Source organism: Streptomyces sp. DvalAA-14 (genome assembly GCF_900091855.1).
Classification (GTDB): domain Bacteria; phylum Actinomycetota; class Actinomycetes; order Streptomycetales; family Streptomycetaceae; genus Actinacidiphila.
The window spans coordinates 1-15,799 of the sequence record NZ_FMCH01000573.1 but is presented as its reverse complement, the minus strand read 5'-3'; the positions used below and the strand labels follow the sequence as shown (position 1 = coordinate 15,799).

General features: G+C 73.1%; 12 protein-coding genes and 1 pseudogene. 3 read left to right on the top strand and 10 right to left on the bottom strand.

Translation table 11 applies throughout. The features are described 5' to 3' along the window. Window positions 1-61: 61 nt before the first annotated feature. Entirely contained in the window at window positions 62-1,489 is a 1,428-nt protein-coding gene (locus GA0115240_RS31075; RefSeq protein ID WP_093741894.1) for a diaminobutyrate--2-oxoglutarate transaminase family protein, read from the bottom strand. Window positions 1,490-1,646: 157 nt separating this feature from the next. On the opposite strand from GA0115240_RS31075, the gene GA0115240_RS31070 reads away from it, so the two are divergent. Next, complete coding sequence (locus tag GA0115240_RS31070) at window positions 1,647-2,837, top strand: trypsin-like serine peptidase (RefSeq protein ID WP_093741892.1); 1,191 nt, start codon at window positions 1,647-1,649, stop codon at window positions 2,835-2,837. A 149-nt stretch (window positions 2,838-2,986) separates the two neighbouring features. Here GA0115240_RS31070 and hflX read toward each other — a convergent pair whose 3' ends face one another. The 5 genes from hflX to miaA all read right to left on the bottom strand — a co-directional run bounded on the left by hflX (window position 2,987) and on the right by miaA (window position 9,780). Then, complete coding sequence (hflX, locus tag GA0115240_RS31065; RefSeq protein ID WP_093741890.1) at window positions 2,987-4,483, bottom strand: GTPase HflX; 1,497 nt, start codon at window positions 4,481-4,483, stop codon at window positions 2,987-2,989. Between the two features lie 185 nt (window positions 4,484-4,668). Continuing rightward, window positions 4,669-6,873 carry a RelA/SpoT family protein gene (locus GA0115240_RS31060; RefSeq protein WP_093741888.1) on the bottom strand — a complete coding sequence of 735 codons (2,205 nt, stop codon included), beginning with the start codon at window positions 6,871-6,873 and terminating at the stop codon, window positions 4,669-4,671. Window positions 6,874-7,126: 253 nt separating this feature from the next. Beyond that, window positions 7,127-8,032 carry a diaminopimelate epimerase gene (gene dapF / locus GA0115240_RS31055; protein WP_093741886.1) on the bottom strand — a complete coding sequence of 302 codons (906 nt, stop codon included), beginning with the start codon at window positions 8,030-8,032 and terminating at the stop codon, window positions 7,127-7,129. An 80-nt stretch (window positions 8,033-8,112) separates the two neighbouring features. Next, a complete protein-coding gene (locus GA0115240_RS31050; protein ID WP_370673390.1) occupies window positions 8,113-8,577 on the bottom strand; it encodes a hypothetical protein in 465 nt (154 codons plus the stop codon). Window positions 8,578-8,865: 288 nt separating this feature from the next. Continuing rightward, the gene (gene miaA / locus GA0115240_RS31045) at window positions 8,866-9,780 is read right to left on the bottom strand and encodes a tRNA (adenosine(37)-N6)-dimethylallyltransferase MiaA (RefSeq protein WP_093741884.1); all 915 of its coding nucleotides are present in this window, start codon (window positions 9,778-9,780) and stop codon (window positions 8,866-8,868) included. Between the two features lie 200 nt (window positions 9,781-9,980). On the opposite strand from miaA, the gene GA0115240_RS31040 reads away from it, so the two are divergent. Beyond that, window positions 9,981-10,178: a hypothetical protein gene (locus tag GA0115240_RS31040; protein ID WP_093741882.1), complete on the top strand. Its 198-nt coding sequence runs from the start codon at window positions 9,981-9,983 to the stop codon at window positions 10,176-10,178. Window positions 10,179-10,373: 195 nt separating this feature from the next. Here the strand turns inward: GA0115240_RS31040 and GA0115240_RS31035 are convergent. Next, a pseudogene (locus GA0115240_RS31035) lies at window positions 10,374-11,178 on the bottom strand (class III extradiol dioxygenase subunit B-like domain-containing protein). A gap of 60 nt (window positions 11,179-11,238) precedes the next feature. After that, a complete protein-coding gene (gene miaB, locus GA0115240_RS31030; protein WP_093741880.1) occupies window positions 11,239-12,747 on the bottom strand; it encodes a tRNA (N6-isopentenyl adenosine(37)-C2)-methylthiotransferase MiaB in 1,509 nt (502 codons plus the stop codon). Between the two features lie 235 nt (window positions 12,748-12,982). On the opposite strand from miaB, the gene GA0115240_RS31025 reads away from it, so the two are divergent. Next, the gene (locus tag GA0115240_RS31025) at window positions 12,983-14,008 is read left to right on the top strand and encodes a TAXI family TRAP transporter solute-binding subunit (protein WP_093741879.1); all 1,026 of its coding nucleotides are present in this window, start codon (window positions 12,983-12,985) and stop codon (window positions 14,006-14,008) included. An 87-nt stretch (window positions 14,009-14,095) separates the two neighbouring features. Here the strand turns inward: GA0115240_RS31025 and GA0115240_RS31020 are convergent, their stop codons facing one another. Then, window positions 14,096-15,526, bottom strand: coding sequence for a sensor histidine kinase (locus GA0115240_RS31020; RefSeq protein WP_093741877.1), 1,431 nt, complete (start codon window positions 15,524-15,526; stop codon window positions 14,096-14,098). Between the two features lie 27 nt (window positions 15,527-15,553). Continuing rightward, the coding region (locus tag GA0115240_RS31015) for a winged helix-turn-helix domain-containing protein (protein WP_141709025.1) at window positions 15,554-15,799 on the bottom strand (246 nt) is incomplete at its 5' end.

Sequence of the window (15,799 nt, the reverse complement as noted above, 5' to 3'; positions counted from 1 at the left end):
AGGGCGTCGGCGCGGCAGGGTGGGAGGGCCGGGGCGCCGGCGGGGCGGGCGACTGCCGGCGTCACGCCGGGCCTCCCCGGCCGGCGGCCTGCGCGGCCTCGATCGCGGAGGCCAGCCGGTCCAGGACCGCTTCCGCCTGCTCGTCGGTGATGGTCAGCGGGGGCAGCAGCCGCACCACGCTGCCGTGCCGGCCGCCGAGTTCCACGATCAGGCCGCGGCGCAGGGCCTCCTGCTGGATGCGGGCGGCGAGGTGCGGGGCGTTGGGCCGTGCTCCGAGTTCGTCGGGTTCCGCGACCGCGTCGACGAGTTCCACTCCGATCATCAGACCGCGGCCCCGCACATCGCCGATGCAGGCATGGTGGGCGGCCAGTCCGCGCAGCCGGCCCATCAGGCGGTTGCCGAGTGTCTCGGCCCGCTCGTCCAGCGCGTGCTGCCGTACGAAGCGCAGGGTGGCGGCGCCGGCGGCCATGGCGAGCTGATTGCCGCGGAAGGTGCCCGCGTGGGCGCCGGGCCGCCAGGCGTCGAGGTCCTCGCGGTAGACGGTCACCGCGAGCGGCAGGCTGCCACCGATCGCCTTGGACAGCACCATCACGTCGGGCACGATGCCGCTGCGCTCGACCGCCCAGAACGTGCCGGTGCGTCCGACGCCGGTCTGCACCTCGTCCACGATCAGCGGGATGCCGCGGGCCGCGGTGATCTCGCGCATCCGCCGCAGCCAGGCGTCGGGCGCCGGGATCACGCCGCCCTCGCCCTGCACGGCTTCGAGCAGCATCGCCGCGGACGGCGGCACCCCGCCCTTGGGGTCGTCGAGCAGCTGCCCGGCCCAGCGTGCGGACAGCTCCGCGCCCCGGTCACCGCCGACACCGAACGGACAGCGGTAGTCGTACGGATACGGCAGCCGGGTGATGCGCCCGTCCTGGGCGCCGGCCGAGGAGCGCGCCACGACGTCCCCGGTCGCCGCCAGCGCGCCGGCGGTCATGCCGTGATACGCGCCGGAGAAGGTGAGCAGCCCGCCGTGGCCGGTGGCGATCCTGGCCAGCTTGACGGCCGCCTCCACCGCGTCGGCGCCGGTCGGACCGCAGAACTGGATCCGGCCGTGCTCGGCGAGTTCGGCCGGAAGCGTCTCGAACAGGGCGGTGGTGAAGGCGTCCTTGACCGGTGTGGCGAGATCCAGCACCTGCAGTGGCGCCCCGGAGTCCAGGACCGACCTGATCGCCTCCAGGACGACGGGATGGTTGTGGCCGAGGGCCAGGGCCCCCGCCCCGGACAGGCAGTCGAGGTACCGCCGCCCGTCGGCGCCCTCCACCGTCATCCCGCGCGCCCGCACCGGCACCACCGGCAGGGAGCGGGCGTAGGTGCGCGCCGCGGACTCGCGCTGGGCCTGCCGGCGGAGAATCCCCTCCCCCGCGGTGAAGTCGTCGGTGAGTGCCGCCAGTTGGCCCGGCACGCTCGACAAGGCCGCCACGTGTTCCCTCCTCCGACTCGGCATCCTGTCTCGTCGTCCCCCATCCGTACTAACGACGCGGTGACGAACCGATCACGGGGGGTTGACAGAACTTTGCCCACGGGGAACCGGGCGGCACGGCCGTTCGTCCTCCACAGCGTCAACGGCCCTGCCGCGCACCGGGATCCAGGGGGAACCGTCCATGCCGCCGTCCACGTCGCGCGTTCGAGGACCCGTGCTGGCGGCGGTGGCCGCCGCCGTACTGCTCGGGGGGACCGTCACCGCGTGCGGCCCGTCGGGATCGGGGAGCGCCGCCGATCCCAAGCCCACCGGGTCGGTGACGGCGGGCGGCGGCCGCGGCGCGGCCGAGCTCCCGACCTCCTTTCCCACCAGCCTGCAGGACCTCAAGAAGTGGGAGCAGGCGTACCGGGACGGCGGCTGGAAGGACTGGGACAAGTCGCGCTGGCTGCGCAAGGCCGCGGACTTCGTCAACCCGGTGATCCACGGTCTGTGGAGCGACGACCGGATGAAGAACGCCGATCAGAACGACAAGCAGGTCTCCGGCGACATCGCGGCCGACCAGGGGCAGACGGACCCGGCCCCGGCGCCCGTGCCGGCCCGACCGGTCGCCCCGCCCTACCACGACAGCGCCCCGGGCGCCGGCAAGCTCTTCTTCGACGGCCCCAAGGGCTCGATGGTCTGCTCGGCCACGGTGGTGCGGGACCCGGCGCACCCGGGTACGTCCGACCTGGTCTGGACGGCCGGCCATTGCGTCCACGCGGGCAAGGCCGGCGGCTGGTACCGCAATGTCGCCTTCGTGCCGTCCTACGACGACGGGGGCCTGGACGCGGGTGCGCTCAAGGGCGCCTCCCGCGACGTGCTGGCGCCGTACGGCGTGTGGTGGGCGGACTGGGCGAGCACCTCCGACCAGTGGATCGCCTCCGGTTCGGAGTCGGGCGGCAGCGGTTCACCGTACGACTTCGCGGTGCTGCATGTGGTCCCGGAGCAGGGCGCGAGCGGCAAGTCGCTGGAGGAGACGGTGGGCGGGGCGATGCCGGTGTGGTTCGACGCGCCCACGGTGACCGCGATCGGCACCGTCGGGGCCCGCGGCTATCCGGCCGCCGCGCCGTACGACGGGCAGCGGATGTACGCCTGCGCGGGGAAGCCCGGGCGGCTGTCGGTGGACGCGGGCGCGCCGACCGAGTACCGGATCGGCTGCACGATGACGGGCGGCTCCTCCGGCGGCGGCTGGTTCGCGACCGGACCGGACGGCAGGCCCGCCCTGATCAGCAATACGTCGATCGGTCCGGCGGCCAACACATGGCTGGCAGGCCCGCGGCTGGGCGCCGAGGCAAAAAAGGTGTTCGACGGGGTGAGCCGGAAGTTCCGCTGAACGGCGCGGTGGCGGACGCCGCCGGCCCGGTGGTATGCGCAGGTGGGCACAACTGGGCACAGGTAAGGACCCGCCTCCATGGAGGCGGGTCCTTACCTGTCTTACCTGTCGATGTGCCCCGTCAGGCCAAGGACGCGGCGCTCAGGCGCTCAGTGCCGCGCCGCCAGCGTGAACGGACTCAGCTCGGCGGCCAGATCCTCGTGGACCCGCACCTTCAGCAAGGTGCCGTCACCGGTGTGCTCCTCGGAGAGCACCTCGCCGCCGACATGCACCCGCGAGACCAGTCCGCCGTGCGTGTAGGGCACCAGGGCCTCCACCTCGACGTGCGGCCGGGGCAGTTCCTGGTCGATGAGGTCGAGCAGTTCCGCGATGCCCTGCCCCGTCCGCGCCGAGACCGCGATGGCGTGCTTCTCGTTGCGCATCAGGCGCTGGAGGACCAGCGGGTCGGCCGCGTCCGCCTTGTTGACGATCACGATCTCCGGCACGTCCAGCGCGCCGACGTCGCGGAAGACCTCGCGGACCGCGGCCAGCTGCTCCTCCGGGACCGGGTGCGAGCCGTCCACCACGTGCAGGATCAGGTCGGCGTCGCCGACCTCCTCCATGGTGGAGCGGAAGGCCTCGACCAGGTGGTGCGGCAGGTGCCGGACGAATCCGACGGTGTCCGTGAGCGTGTACAGCCGTCCGCCCGGCGTCTCCGCCCGGCGCACGGTCGGGTCCAGGGTGGCGAACAGCGCGTTCTCCACCAGGACCCCGGCTCCGGTGAGCCGGTTGAGCAGCGAGGACTTGCCGGCGTTGGTGTAGCCGGTGATCGCCACCGACGGCACCTTGTGGCGCTTGCGCTCCTGGCGCTTGAGGTCGCGGCTGGTCTTCATCTCCGCGATCTCCCGGCGCATCTTGGCCATCTTCTCGCGGATGCGCCGCCGGTCGGTCTCGATCTTGGTCTCACCAGGACCACGAGTGGCCATGCCGCCGCCCGAGGAGCCGGCGCCGCCACCGCCCATCTGCCGGGACAGCGACTGACCCCAGCCGCGCAGCCGCGGCAGCATGTACTGCATCTGGGCCAGCGACACCTGTGCCTTGCCCTCACGGGACTTCGCGTGCTGGGCGAAGATGTCGAGGATCAGCGCGGTCCGGTCGACCACCTTCACCTTGACGACGTCTTCCAGATGGATGAGCTGGCCGGGGCTCAGCTCACCGTCACAGACGACGGTGTCGGCGCCGGTCTCCAGCACGATGTCCCGCAGCTCACGAGCCTTGCCGGAGCCGATGTACGTGGCCGGGTCCGGCTTGTCACGGCGCTGGATCACCCCGTCGAGCACCAGGGCGCCGGCCGTCTCGGCGAGGGCGGCCAGCTCGGCCAGCGAGTTCTCGGCGTCGTCCACCGTGCCGGTGGTCCACACACCCACGAGTACCACGCGCTCCAGGCGGAGCTGCCGGTACTCGACCTCGGTGATGTCCTCGAGCTCGGTGGACAGTCCCGCCACCCGGCGCAGCGACGCGCGGTCGTACCGGTCCAGCTGTTCGCCGTCCCGATCACCGTCGATGTCATGACTCCAGGCCACGTCCTCTTCCATCAGGGCGTCGGCCCGAAGGCTCTCGGGGAGGCGCTGGCGGTTGTCCGAAGAGGAAGAAGAGGTGGAAGTCATTGGATCCTTTGGTCGTACGGTCAACGGTCCGGTGGCTTGTCGCGCACCGTCATGGCGATGGTCCCACGCGCCGGGGAAACGGTCACTCCGGTTTCCCCGACGGTTTTTCCTCACGCCTGCCCAGCGGGCCCTCGGGCCACACCACGGTCAGCACGAACAACGGATCGGGGACCGGCCGAATTCCCTCACCGGTCCCGGTCCGCCCACGCGGCGGCCGGCCGTGCCCGGTAGACGTCGTAGACCCCCGGCACCGACCGCATGGCCCGCATCAGGGCCCCCAGCGCCCGCGGATCGGGCAGCTCCACGGTGTACGAGTGCAGGACCCGGTGCTCCTGCGGGGGCTCCACCGCGGCGGAGACGATGCCGATGTCCTGTGCGGCGATGGCTTCGGTGAGGTCGGCCAGCAGGCGCGGGCGGCTGAGCGCCTCGGCGAGCACGGTGGCGCGGTATCCCCCGGCCGGGCTGCCGTCCCGCCACAGGACGGGCACGGGCTCGCGCCCGGCGGCGGTCATCCGGGCGGTGGTCGGGCATTCGGTGCGGTGTACGGCCACGGTGCCGCCGCGGATGACGAATCCGGTCACCAGGTCCGGCGGCACCGGTGTACAGCAGCGGGCCAGCCGTACGGCCGCGTCGGGCACGTCGGTGACGGCGACCGGCTCGGGGGCGGGGCCGCTGTCGGCGGCGGCCACCGGGCGCTGCGCCGGGCTGCGCCCGGTCTGCTCCTGGCCCGTCGCGGCCGGGTACTGGGTCAGCCAGCGGGTGATCGCGATCCGGGCCGCCGGGGTGATGGCGTGCTCCAGCCAGTCACGGTCCGGTCCGGAGGTGGCGGATTCGTCCATCAGCAGCTGGAGGGTGTCGCCGTCGCGCAGCCGGGTGCCCAGCGGGGCGAGCCGGCCGTTGACCCGCACACCGACACAGGCGTGTCCGAAGCCGCCGTGCACCGCGTAGGCGGCGTCCACACAGCTGGCGCCGGCGGGCAGCCGGACGGTGCCGGAGGCGTCGCCGCCCTGGGTGGTGAAGACGGTGATCTCCCGGTCCTGGGCGAGGTCGTCCCGCAGCGCCGTCCAGAAGGTGTCGGCGTCGGGGGCGGCGCGCTGCCACTCCAGCAGCCGGGCGAGCCAGCCGGGCTGGGTCGGGTCGACCCGCACCCCGCCTTCGGCCCCGGCGGCGGAGCTGTCATCCCCGTCGCCGGGCGGTGCCGCTTCGGCGCCGGCGTGCGGGTCACCGAGCGCGATCACCCCGGCTTCGGCCACCCGGTGCATCCGGTGGGTGCGGACCAGCACCTCCGCGATCCGGCCCTGCTCGTCGGCGACGGCGGTGTGCAGCGACTGGTACAGGTTGAACTTCGGGGCGGCGATGAAGTCCTTGAACTCGGCGATCACCGGGGTGAAACAGGTGTGCAGCTCGCCGAGCACCGCGTAGCAGTCGGCGTCCTCGCCGACCCGGACCAGCAGCCTGCCGAAATCGCAGCCGCCGAGCTGGGCGCCGCCGCGTTTGAGCAGCAGCCGGTGGACGGAGACGGCGTGCCGGGGCCGGACGGCGACCTCGGCCCCGATACCGGCCTCGCGCAGCACCGCCCGCAGGCTGTCGGCGACCGCGGCCAGCGGGTCCGGGGCTGCGGCGTGGGCCTCGATCATGGCCCGGGTCCTGGCGTGCTCCTCGGGGTGGAGGACGGCAAAGACCAGATCCTCCAGCTCGGACTTGAGGGCCTGCACGCCGAGCCGCTCGGCCAGCGGAATCAGCACGTCGCGGGTGACCTTGGCGATCCGGGCCTGCTTCTCGGGCCGCATGACGCCGAGCGTGCGCATGTTGTGCAGCCGGTCGGCGAGCTTGATGGACATCACCCGCACGTCACTGCCCGTCGCGACCAGCATCTTGCGGAAGGTCTCGGGCTCGGCGGCGGCGCCGTAGTCGACCTTCTCCAGCTTCGTCACGCCGTCCACCAGGTAGGCGACGGCCTTGCCGAACTCCTGCTCGACCTGATCGAGCGTCACCTCGGTGTCCTCGACCGTGTCGTGCAGCAGTGAGGCCGTCAAGGTGGTGGTCTCGGCGCCGAGTTCGGCCAGGATGAGGGTCACCGCGAGGGGATGGGTGATGAACGGCTCACCGCTCTTGCGCGTCTGGCCGCGGTGGGACGACTCGGCGAGGACGTACGCCCGCCGCAGCCGCTCGATGGCCTCGGGGCCGGCCGCGGGATGGCGGCCGCGGTGGACCTTGATCAGATGCTCGATGGCGTCGGGCAGTCCGTCCCGCCCGCCCGAACCGCCGAGCAGGGCCGCCCGGCCCAGCAGTCGCAGGTCGAGGCGGCGCAGACCGCGTTTGCGGTCCGCCGCGGTCCGTCCCGCATCGAGCGCGGGCCGTCCCGCGTTCACCGCGTTGTCTGCGCTCATCGGCCCTCCGGCAGCGTGAACCGGCAGCGGGAGCCCTCCGCGACCCGGGGGCCGCGCCGGTGATTGATGCTACCGACCCCACCACGTGCGGCAGTCACGCTCTCGCCGAGAGTGATCCCCGTCACCCATTTGAGCGAAGGCGTACGGGGCTCTCGCCCGGATACGTCCTGGTACGGCTGCGCCGTGGGGTAATGGCGATTCCCCTGCGGCGGCCGGTACGGTCCGCGCGCCCCGCGGTGCGGCCCGCGCCCGGTCAGGGGGCGAGCCAGTCGGGGTCTATGGATCCCTCGGCGAGGATCACCGCCGGCCCGGTCATCTCGATCTCGCCGTCGGCGCCCTCACTGATCACCAGGCGGCCACCGGGTACGTCCACGGTGTACGTGACGGGCCGGCCGGTCACCGAGGGATCCAGGCCGTCACGCCGGGCGGCGGCGACCATCACCGCGCAGGCGCCCGTACCGCAGGAGCGGGTCTCGCCGGAGCCGCGCTCGTGCACCCGCAGCGCGACGTGGCGGGGGCCCCGCTCGATCACGAACTCCACGTTGGTGCCATCGGGGTAGGCCTCGGCCGGGCGGACATCGGGCGCGCGCAGCAAGTCCCCCGCCTCCGCCAGGTCCGCGACGAAGACGACCGCGTGCGGATTGCCCATGCCGACATGCACCGCGGGCCGGCTGCGGCCGTCCACGGTGACCGTGATCTCACCGCCGGGCAGGACGGCCCGGCCCATCCGTACCGTCACCCCGCCGGGGGCGCCGTCCTCGGTGTCCTTGGCGATGTGCACCCGGCGCACCCCGGCGCGGGTGGCGACGGCGAGGTCGCCGGCACCGGTGAGCCCCGCGCGCTGGAGGTAGCGGGCGAAGACCCGTACGCCGTTGCCGCACATCTCGGCGATGCTGCCGTCAGCGTTGCGGTAGTCCATGAACCATTCGGCCTCGGCGGCCAGCGCGGCGGCCTCCGGATGGGCGGCCGAGCGGACCACCCGCAGCAGGCCGTCGCCGCCCAGCCCTGCCCGGCGGTCGCACAGGCGTGCCACAGCGGCCGGGGACAGCTCCAGCAGGCCGTCGGGGTCGGGAACGATCACGAAATCGTTCTCGGTCCCGTGGCCCTTGAGGAACGGCACGCGAGCGGGCGGGGCGGTGGCGGGCACGGCGTCAGTCACGTGTCCGATCGTACGCGGGCGGGGCGGACCGGCGACGTGACAGCGGCGGTGCCTGTGGACAACCCGGGCGCGGACCTGGATCAGCGCAGCCGGGCGACGCGCCAGACCGCGAGGACCGCCAGCAGGCCGATGGCGGCGGTGTAGCCGAGGACGTAGCGCCAGTCGGGCCGGGCCCCGGAACCCCGGGCGGGCAGTCCCGGCCAGGTCTGACCGATCCGCCGGGCCGCCATCAGTCCCCAGCCGGCGGCGCAGCAGAACAGCAGCAGGCCGAGCATGGCCACCACCGGTCCGGCGTCGCCGGACTCGAACGCGAGCGGGAAGGCGAACATCAGCGAGCCGCCGACGGCCAGCGCGATGATCGGGGCCAGCTGCCAGATCCGCAGCCGCCGCTGGGGGCGCAGCTCACCGAACGACTGACCGTCCTCCATGGGCGGAAGGTGCTCGGCGGAACCCAGGGGGTCGAGGGGATCGATGGAATCAAGGGGGTCGAGAGCGTCGAGGGGGTGAAGGGACCCGTTGGAGCCCAGAGAATCCCCGCGCGGCAGAGGTCCGAATCGGTCCCCGGGTTCCTCGGCATCGAGGGAGTCGACGGATTCGAGGGAGTCGAGTGATTCACGGTGCGGGCGGGACTCAGGAATCCGCTGATCCTCCTGCGACGCACGGGGCACGCCCGTGTTCGCCGCTGTGTCGCGCCCCGGTGGGGTGTCGCGTGGGCCGGCTGCCATCGCCACGCGCCCTCCAGAGTCTCCGACACCGTAGCTACCTGAAGCTCGATGATGGCACGCGTGGGGGGCCGCTCCTGGACACCGGGGCGTCCCGATGCCATCACGTGATCAGGCTGTGACCGCTTCTTGGAGCAACATCAGCGCCTGGTCGGCGAGTTCCTTACCACGGGTACTCAGCCAGTGCACCCGCTGATCACGCCGGAACCACGAATCCTGACGGCGCGCGAAGCGCTTGGTGGCGCGCACCGTCTCCGCGCGCGCCCCCTGCTCGGTGCAGTCGCCGGCCAGCGCCGCAAGCACCTGCTGATAGCCCAGCGCCCGGGACGCGGTACGCCCCTCCCGCAGGCCCGCGGCCTCCAGGGTTCGGACCTCGGCGACCAGCCCCGCCTCCCACATCCGGTCGACCCGCAGCGCGATCCGCTCGTCGAGTTCGGGGCGGGGGACGTCGACGCCGATCTGCACGGTGTCGTACACCGACTCGTGGGTGGGCAGATTGGCGGTGAAGGGGCGGCCGGTGATCTCCACGACCTCCAGGGCGCGCACGATCCGGCGGCCGTTGCTGGGCAGTATGGCGCGGGCGGCTTCCGGGTCGACGGCGGCCAGCCGGGCGTGCAGGGCGCCGGGCCCGCGCATGTCGAGTTCACCTTCCAGCCGGGCGCGGACCGCCGGGTCGGTGCCGGGGAACTCCAGCACGTCGAGGGCGGCCCGCACATAGAGGCCCGAGCCGCCGACCAGGACGGGGACGCGGCCCGCCGCGTGCAGCCGGTCGATCTCGGCGCGGGCCAGGCGCTGGTAGTCCGCGACGTTGGCCGCCTCGGTCACGTGCCAGATGTCCAGCAGGTGGTGCGGGATGCCCTGACGCTCTTCCAGGGGGAGCTTGGCGGTGCCGATGTCCATGCCCCGGTAGAGCTGCATCGAGTCGGCGTTGATCACCTCGCCGCTCAGCGCCCGGGCCAGGGCGACGGCCAGGTCGGATTTCCCGGCCGCGGTGGGTCCGACGACAGCGATCACACGATTCTTCACGGTGCCAGTCTCGCAAAGATCGACGGGCCGTCCGGATCGAACGAGCGGGCCGGGGCCGACGCGGGGCAGGAATCCGGCGGCGCGAGTAAGGTCGAAAGGGAAGAGGGCGTTTTGGGGTAGTTTGGCATGTTCGCCGAACACCGGATGCAACGGCGCATCGAACCCCTCTCCTGGCAGTCGTCTTCGGAGGAAGGTGCCAGATGAGCTTCATGGACACGCTCAAGGACAAGCTCGGCATGTCGAAGAGCCGCAGCAACGACATCACCCGGCAGCACGGGGACGATGCCGACCAAGGAATGGACAGGGGTGGCCGGCAGGACGACCCGATGGACCCCGGCACCCAGAAGGCGCAGGACCCGATGGACGAGGGCCACGACAAGGGCGACGGCCCCGCCTGACCCGAACCGTCCATCGGCGCCGCGAGACCCGGCGAGCGAGCGCGCCACCCGAACCGGACAGCCGCGGATTTCCACCATCCGCGGCGAGTCCATGCGGGCGCGAAGGGTCAGGGCGTGCCCGCCGTGGGCCGGGACGGGTCCGGGCAATCCGGGGGAACGCGCCCGGGTCGAGCCCATGCCCCCTGCCGGATCCGGTCAGGTCCAGGTGGCCACGAAGTACCCCACTCCGTACGGCGCCGACTCGTGCAGAAGTGCCCCGCCGAGGCCGGCGCCTTCCGCCGCCCCGGCCAGCACCTGCCAGGGCGCCCGGCCGGCGGCCTTGAGGATCTGGGCCAGCTCCGGATCGAGTGCGGCCAGTGCCCCGGTGTCGGCTTCCGCCAGAGCGGCGGCCACATTGGTGTCGAAGGGCACCGCGCGATCGTCCAGATAGCCGGGCGCCTTGACCGTCCGGCAGGCGCTGCCGTCCCCCATTACCAGGAGGGCCACCCGCCCGGCCGACCCGGCGACAGCCCGCCCGGCCGTGGCGCAGCGCTCCTGATCCAGCCCCTCCCCCACCCCCCAGCCCCTCAACGGGCGCCGCCTTCCAGTCCCGCAGCAGCCAGGCGGCGACAGCGAGGGACGGTGGCAGCGGGCGGGGATCCGCGGGCGGCACGGCACCGGGCAGTGTCACGTCGCCGGCATCCGCCCACTTCCCGGGCCCGGCTCCCGCCGCAGCCACCAGCGACAGCCGCTCGGGCGGCGTCCGGGGCGGCTCCCCCAAAGTGACGTCCAGCGCCACCCCGAACGAGCGGAAGGAGCCTTCGGCGCCTTGCGCGAACACGCCCCGGCCCGGGCGCTCGGCCGGTCCGATCACCACCAGCCGCTCCGGGCGGGACGCGGCCAGCACACCCACCGCGTCCGCGCACGCGGCACGCAGCCCGTCCAGCTCGGCCGCGGCCCCCGCGGCGACCTCGGGGACCAGCAGCGGCGGACAAGGACATACGGCGGCAGCGACGAGCATGATCGGAACCCTACCGACGACCTCTGACAACGCGGCCCCGGAGGGCCCGCGGCCGGACGGCTAGCCGCAGGCGCAGCCGTCCGCCGCCGCGATCGGCGCGGGCGGGGCCGCCGGGGCGCCGATGGTGGGGATGCCCAGCATGACCCCGGCCGGCTGCGGGGCCGGCGTCGAGGTGCGGCGCTCCCAGGCGTCGCCCGCGCTGGTGCGGCGTACCCCGAGCGGCGCGTGCTCGGCGAGCAGGTGGTGCGGTGCGGCGTAGGTGATCTCGACGGTCACCAGGTCGCCCGGCCGGACCGTTTCGGCGGGCCGCTCGAAGTGCACAAGACGGTTGTCGGGGGCGCGCCCGGACAGCCGCCGGGTGGCGTCGTCCTTGCGGCCCTCGCCCTCGGCGACCAGCACCTCCAGGGTGCGGCCGACCTGCTTCTTGTTCTCCGCCCAGGAGATCTCCTCCTGGAGCGCGACCAGGCGCTCGTACCGCTCCTGCACCACGGCCTTGGGGATCTGCCCGGCCATCTCGGCGGCGGGCGTGCCGGGACGCTTGCTGTACTGGAAGGTGAACGCCTGCGCGAAGCGCGCCTGCCGCACCACGTGCAGCGTCTCCTCGAAGTCCGCCTCGGTCTCGCCGGGGAAGCCCACGATGATGTCGGTGGTGATCGCGGCGTCCGGCATCGCGGCGCGCACCTTCTCGATGATGCCGAGGTAGCGGTCCTGGCGGTACGAGCGCCGCATGGCCTTCAGGACCCGGTCGGAGCCGGACTGCAGCGGCATGTGCAGCTGGTGCATCACGTTCGGTGTCTCGGCCATGGCGGCGATCACGTCGTCGGTGAAGTCGCGCGGGTGCGGCGAGGTGAACCGCACCCGCTCCAGGCCCTCGACGCGGCCGGTGGCCCGCAGCAGCTTGCCGAACGCCTCCCGGTCGCCGATCTCCGAACCGTAGGCGTTCACGTTCTGGCCGAGCAGCGTCACCTCGATGACGCCTTCGGCCACCAGCGCCTCGACCTCGGCGAGCACATCGCCCGGCCGGCGGTCCTTCTCCTTGCCGCGCAGGGCAGGCACGATGCAGAAGGTGCAGGTGTTGTTGCAGCCGACCGAGATCGCGACCCAGGCCGCGTACGCCGACTCGCGGCGGGACGGCAGCGTCGAGGGGAAGGTCTCCAGGGACTCGGCGATCTCGATCTGCGCCTCGTCGGCGATCCTGGCGCGCTCCAGCAGCACCGGCAGCTGGCCGATGTTGTGGGTGCCGAAGACCACATCCACCCAGGGAGCCCGCTTGACGATGGTGTCGCGGTCCTTCTGCGCCAGGCAGCCGCCGACCGCGATCTGCATGCCGGGGCGGGCGGCCTTCCTCGGCACCAGCTGGCCGAGGTTGCCGTAGAGGCGGTTGTCGGCGTTCTCGCGCACCGCGCAGGTGTTGAAGACCACGACGTCCGCGCCGTCGGCCCCGTCCGGCGCGCGGACGTACCCCGCCTGCTCCAGCAGGCCGGACAGCCGCTCGGAGTCGTGGACGTTCATCTGGCATCCGTAGGTGCGGATCTCGTAGCTGCGGGGAAGGGTGTCCTGCGCGGTCATGGCACCAGGGTAGGCGCTCCCCGCGTGTCCCCCGAACGGAGTCGTTCCCCGCCGGACTTCGGGCAGGCCGGCCGCCCGGGCGTCCGGGCGACCCGCTCCGGACTCGCGGCGAGCCGGCGGCGGGCCGGCGCCCGGCTTCCCGGTGTCTTTCCGGCGCCCCTCCAGCACCTTTCGGCGCCTTTCCGGCCCGGCCGCACCTTCCCCGCCCGCGCCCCGGCTGGCAGGATCGCGGGGCATGGATCTCTCCCACCTCGGCGGACGCCTGCGGACGGCGCTCGACGCGCGGTCACCCGGGCGGCGGCGGGCGCTGCAAGCGGTGCTGGCGACGGCCTCGGCGCTCGCGCTGCTGCTGTGGTGGCTGCTGCCGTCCGACGGGCCCTCCTACCCCAAGGCGCCGATATCGCTGGCGACCGGTGTCGCCGACGGTGTGTACGAAACCTATGGGGTGCTGCTCAAGCGCGATCTGGGCACGGCGCTGCCCGGGGTACAGGTGAATCTGATCCACACCGAGGGGTCGGTGGACAACATCAAGCGGGTCGTCTCCGGTCACGCCGACTTCACCATCGCGGCGGCGGACGCGGTGGCCAACTACCACGGCCCCGGCAGGGCCGACCTGCGGGCCTGCGCCCGGCTCTACGACGACTACATGCAACTGGTCGTACCGCGCGGCTCCCCCGTCCGTTCGGCCCGCGACCTGCGGGGCCTGCGGGTGGGCGTCGGGCAGGCGGACTCCGGTGTCAATCTGATCACCCGGCGGCTGCTCACCGCCGCCGGCCTGGACATCGACAAGGACATCAAGGCCTTCCCGGTCGGCATCGACCAGGCACCGGCGATGCTGCTCGGCGGCAAGCTGGACGCCTTCTTCTGGTCCGGCGGTCTGCCGACCGCGGCGGTGACCGCGATGGACTCCCCGGTGCCGCGGATCAAACTGGTGCAGCTCGGCGACCTGGTGACGAAGCTGCACGCGATGGGATCGCAGATGCAGTACTACCGGCAGGCGGAGATGCCGGCCGACGCGTACCCCAAGGCGCAGGACGGGCAGGCGGTTCCCACCATCGCGGTGGCGAATCTGCTGGTCACCACCGATCACGCCGATCCCGGCCTGGTGGAGCGGCTGACCCGGGCGGTCATCGACAGCCGGGACGCGATCGGCAAGAAGGTTCACGCGGCGCAGCTGGTGGACCTGCGCACCGCTGTTTTCACCGATCCGCTGCCGCTGCATGTGGGCGCCGCCCGCTACTACCGGTCGGTCAAGCCGTAGCGCGCGGGCCCGACCGGCGGGCACGGCTCCGGCGCGCAGGGCGCAGCTCCGCCGCGCCGGACGCGGCTGCCGCGCCCTGCCGGCCCCTCATCTCGTGGTCACGTCGGCGGTGCGCGGCACGGTCAGCGTGACCTCCAAGCCCTGCGGTTCGCGCCGCCCGTAGCTGACGGTGCCGCCGGTCTGACCGAGCAGGGCGTGCGCGATGGACAGGCCGAGGCCGGAGCCCTGCACGTTCTGATGGCGGGCGCTGCGCCAGAAGCGGTCCCCGATCCGGGCCAGCTCGTCGTCGTTCAGGCCCGGGCCGCCGTCGGCGACGACGATCGCGACACGTTCGCCCGCCTCTTCGACCCGCACGCACACCGACTCGCCGCCGGGCGTGAATTTGAGCGCGTTGTCGAGCACCGCGTCCAGCGCGCTGGACAGCGCCACCGCGTCCGCCCAGCCCGTCACCGTCCGGCCCCCGGGCGGCTCGGCGAACTCCACCGCTATGCCCGCCCGGTCGGCCACCACCCGCCACGCCGACGTCCTGACCCGGGCCAGTTCGGTGATGTCCGTCGCGGCCGGCCGGCTGCCGGAGCTCTCGGCGACCGCGAGGCCGAGCAGGTCGTCCAGGACCTGCGCGAGCCGGTGGCCCTCCTCCTGCACCGACTCGGCTTCGGTGTGGCCGGCCGGCAGCGCGAGACCGAGCAGCTCGATGCGCAGCAGCAGCGCCGACAGGGGGTTGCGGAGCTGGTGGGAGGCATCGGCGACGAAGGCCCGCTGCTGGTCCAGCACCGCCTCCACATTGTCGGCCATCTCGTTGAACGAGCGGACCAGCCGGCGCAGTTCCGGTGGTCCGCCGGCCGCTTCGACCCGGGACTTCATCCGGCCGGTGGCGATGTCGTGCGTCACCCGGTCCAGCGTCGCGACCGGCAGCATCACCCACCCGGTCAGCCGCACCGCGAGCAGTACCGCGATGGCCATCGCCGCGAACTCGCCCGCCGCCAGCAGCAGCCAGCCGTGCAGGATCCGAGACCGCAGCGCCCCGGTCGGCGAGTCGGTGACCACGACCGCCACCACGTCCCCGTCCCGCACGATCGGGGAGGAGATGGCGAGGGTACGGGACTGCCAGGGCCACACCTGCTGCGGATCGTGGGCACGGCGGCCGAGCAGCGCCGCGTAGTAGGAGTTGTACAACTCGCCCGCGGGCGGCACCCGCCATCCCTGCGGAGCGGCGGCCATCGCGGTGCGGTCGCGGTAGAAGACACCGACGCTGATGCCGTAGAGCCCCTGGTAGCGCGCGAGTTCGGTGCGCAGGGTGTGCAGCCGCTCGTCGTCGGCCGGGTCGACGGCGTCCGTTCCCTCGTCCCGCGCGGTGACGAACTGGGCCAGCGCCGCGAAGCGCGTGGTGTCGTCGATCCGGTCCACCACGACGCGCTGCTGCTGCGCGGCGGCCTGGCTGGCGGCCAGCGGGAAGCCGAGCGCCAGCAGCACGCCGGCCATCAGCACGATGAGCAGGGGAAGCAGGCGCGAGCTCACGGCGGCGGGTCCTCTCCTGGCGGGCCGTCAGCCGGCCGGGACGACGAGCCGGTAGCCGACCCCGCGGACCGTCTCGATCATCGCCGGGGTGCCGAGCTTGGCACGCAGGGAGGCCACGTGGACCTCCAGGGTGCGGCCGGTGCCCTTCCAGACCGTGCGCCACACCTCGCTGATGATCTGCTCCCGGCGGAAGACCACACCGGGCCGCTGCGCGAGCAGCGCCAGCAGGTCGAACTCCTTGCGGGTCAGGGCGATCGGGACACCGTCGACAGT